The organism is Oleiphilus sp. HI0079 (genome assembly GCF_001635105.1).
On the sequence record NZ_LWFT01000556.1, the window covers coordinates 1 to 3522 of the forward strand.

Here is a 3522-nt window from a genome sequence, read left to right on the forward strand (position 1 = left end):
GTCTCCGGAATAGCTGGAACAATAGGATGGTCCGGCCCCTGAGGAAAACGTTCAATCAACTGAAGCTCCTTCTCCAGCGTTCGGCCAGTTTTTCGAACAATCTCGAGTAACGTCGACTCCTGCAAATGCATCGAACACGAGCCGGATACGAGCAGACCGTCCTTATTAAGCAAGCGCATCGCAATCTGGTTCAGTCGCTGATAGGCGATCTCACCGGCTTTTTGATCCTTACGGCGCGGAATAAACGCTGGCGGATCGGCAATCACCACGTCAAAGCGCTCTCCCTGCTCGCGTAACGCCTTGCACACTTCAAACACATCGCCCTCGATACTCGTTACCTGATCCTGCAAACCATTGAGCTCTGCATTCTTATGCACATAGTCTAAAGCCAAACGTGAGCTATCAACGCATGTCACCTCTGAAGCACCAAATGCCGCCGCTTGAACACCCCAACCACCAACATAACTAAAAAGGTCTAGAACCTTTTTGCCTTTCACATATGGCTTCAGGGCTGCTCGCCCAAGTCTATGATCATAAAACCAGCCGGTCTTCTGACCTTGCTGAACGGGCGCAACGAAGCGGACTCCATTCTCAACGAGCTCCGCCTCTTGTAACTCACCTGTAGCCTGCTCTACATAATTCTCTAGACCTTCTGACTCTCGCATCTTGCCATCGTTTTTGAACAACACCGAACGTGGTTTGAGCTTTTTCTCTAGCACCGCCAGAATATCGTCCTTTAACATCTCCATACCGGCGATAGATATTTGAACCACAAAATCTTGGTCAAAACGATCAATCACCAAGCCTGGCATGCCATCGCTATCACCAAAAACGAGACGATAGCAAGGCACATCAAAGCGTGTTTCGCGAAGAGACAAAGCAATATTTAGGCGATGCGCGATCAAAGACCGATCAAAAACCGCTTGCTTATCGCGACTAAATAAACGACCACAAATAAGCGTATTCGGATTGACGAAAGCAACGCCAAGAAATTGCCCAGAGTGCGACTCAATCGTGCATTGTTCACCAGCGGCGAATCCTCTCAAGGGCGTTTTCTTAACGTCAACCTCGTTGCTGTAGACCCAAAGGTGGCCTTGCTTTAAGCGTTTTTCAGCGCCTTTTCTTAGAATCATCGTTTGCATTGTCTAGCCCCATTTAGGCGAAAAAAAACGCACACGCTGATGACAGCATGCGCGTCTTGATACTGTTGTGTTGAAGCAGACCTTAGTCTGCCCAATAATTTACGTCGAGCTCTCGAGCCGCTTTTACATCATCCAAACGTTTCACTGGTTGGGTGTATGGTGCGTTCTTCACCAGCTCTGGCGTTTCCTCAGCTTCTTTCTGAATCTTCTCCATTGCAGCAACAAAGCCTTCAAGCTCTTCAATCGACTCAGTTTCAGTCGGCTCAATCAAGAAGCATTCGGGAATCAACAGCGGGAAGTACGTCGTTGGTGCGTGATAGCCGTAATCGAGCAAACGCTTCGCAAAATCCATCGCATTCACACCAAGATGCTTTGCCTGCGAATTAAGCGTCACAATAAACTCATGCGTTGCACGACGCTCTGGGTATGCAAGTTTAAATCCGGCCTTCGACATCAGCGCAGCCATATAGTTTGCGTTCAATGTCGAATACTCCCCAACCCTTCTTAAGCCTTCGCGCCCCAAAAGAACAGCATAGACATAAGCACGCAGGATAATGCCCGCATTCCCCATGAATGCGCTCAATCGCCCAATGCTATCAGGAATAACATCCTCGCCATCCCAGCGCAAAGACCCATCTTCGGCTTTGCCAGCGATCGGCGTTGGCAAATACGGCAACAAACGCTCACCGACGGCCACAGGGCCAGAACCTGGGCCACCACCACCATGTGGGGTCGCAAAGGTTTTATGGAGGTTCATGTGCAAAACATCAAAACCCATATCACCTGGGCGCACTTTACCCAGAATGGCATTTAAGTTCGCACCATCGTAATAAAGCAAACCACCCGCTTCGTGAACAGTCTTAGAAATTTGCTCAATTTGACGCTCAAACACACCACACGTCGAAGGGTTCGTCATCATAATGCCTGCCGTCTGAGGTCCGCAGGCTTCTTTCAATGCTTCTAGGTCAACATCACCATCCGCTCGAACCGGAATCTCACGCACCTTGTAACCACACATGACAGCGGTGGCAGGGTTCGTTCCGTGCGCTGCTTCTGGAACAATAATCTCTTGACGAGCGCTGTCTCCGCGCGCTTCGTGGTACGCCTTGATCATTGCGACCCCAGCGAACTCACCTTGCGCACCAGCCATCGGCGTCAATGAAACGCCGGCCATACCCGTCACTTCCTTAAGGATTTCCTGCAGCTCATAAACGCAAGCCAAATAACCTTGGCTATGAGATTCAGGCGCCAAAGGATGGCGCGCCAAATGTCCAGGAAGACTGGCAGCACGGTGCGCACCACGAGGGTTGTACTTCATCGTACATGACCCAAGAGGGTAGAAAATGGTGTCGATAGAAAAGTTCTTGCGAGACAAGTTCGTAAAGTGACGAACAACTTGTAATTCAGATGCTTGCGGAAGACTTGCTTTGGTCTCACGACGAAACTCAGCCGGAATATCTGCGAGTTCCGGCTTGCTTGCCGGAGCCTGCGCTGTTGCTCTGCGGCCTTCTGCACTCTTATCAAAAATCAACATTATGCGGCCTCCACTTCTGAAACAGCGCGACTAAGGGCATCAATATACTTATCAAGATCCGCTTCGGACTTGGTTTCGGTTGCACAAAACAAAATCGCAGAACCAAGCTCCGGATAATAAGGCTCCAAATCTAGGCCGCCCAACACATCTTTGGCGGCCATGGCTTTAAGCACTTTCTCAGCGGGCCTGTCCAACAGCAGCACTCGCTCATGAAAGCTGGCTTTCTGAGCAGCTAAACGCACACCATCAACTCCTTCCGCCTTTTGCGCAAGGCTTTGGGTATTGTTATGGCTATGGGCCGCCACTCGCTCAAGCCCTTCACTACCAAGCAACGAGGTATAAATGGTCGCAGCTGTCACCGCTAAGCCCTGGTTCGTGCAAATGTTTGAAGTGGCTTTCGAACGACGGATGTGCTGCTCGCGTGCTTGCAATGTCAATGCGTAACCCTCTACGCCGTCGGTGTCGACTGTTTTACCGATAATTCGACCCGGCATCTGACGCACTAGTTTGTTGGTACAGCAGATAAAACCAAAATAAGGGCCACCAGACGCCAAAGGCACCCCCAGAGGCTGACCTTCACCGACAACAATGTCCGCGCCGTTCGCTCCCCACTCACCTGGAGGGTTAAGCACAGCAAGCGACGTTGGGTTAACAACCGCGATCACCAGCATCCCGTTCTCATGAGCCCAATCCGTCAAAGCATCCACTTGCTCAAGGCTACCAAAGAAATTGGGCTGCGCGATCACCAATGCAGCATAATCCTCACCCTCGTGCTGCTCCAATGCTTGGTGGTCAACAGTCAGCGCCTGCTGATCCATGGCCAATTCGGCCAATTCAATGCCCTGA

Annotated in this window: 2 protein-coding genes and 1 pseudogene; all 3 read right to left on the reverse strand. The window is 50.8% G+C overall.

Going from position 1 to position 3522, the window contains the following annotated elements:
* On the reverse strand, positions 1-1142 hold a 1142-nt coding region (locus A3750_RS08910; RefSeq protein WP_068548176.1), incomplete at its 3' end, for a class I SAM-dependent rRNA methyltransferase.
* Positions 1143-1224: 82 nt separating this feature from the next.
* Positions 1225-2676 (reverse strand): aminomethyl-transferring glycine dehydrogenase subunit GcvPB, encoded by a 1452-nt coding sequence (gene gcvPB / locus A3750_RS08915; RefSeq protein ID WP_068458647.1) that lies wholly within the window; start codon positions 2674-2676, stop codon positions 1225-1227.
* A pseudogene (locus A3750_RS08920) lies at positions 2676-3522 on the reverse strand (glycine dehydrogenase); the annotation flags it as partial. The gene gcvPB and the pseudogene A3750_RS08920, both read right to left, overlap by 1 nt.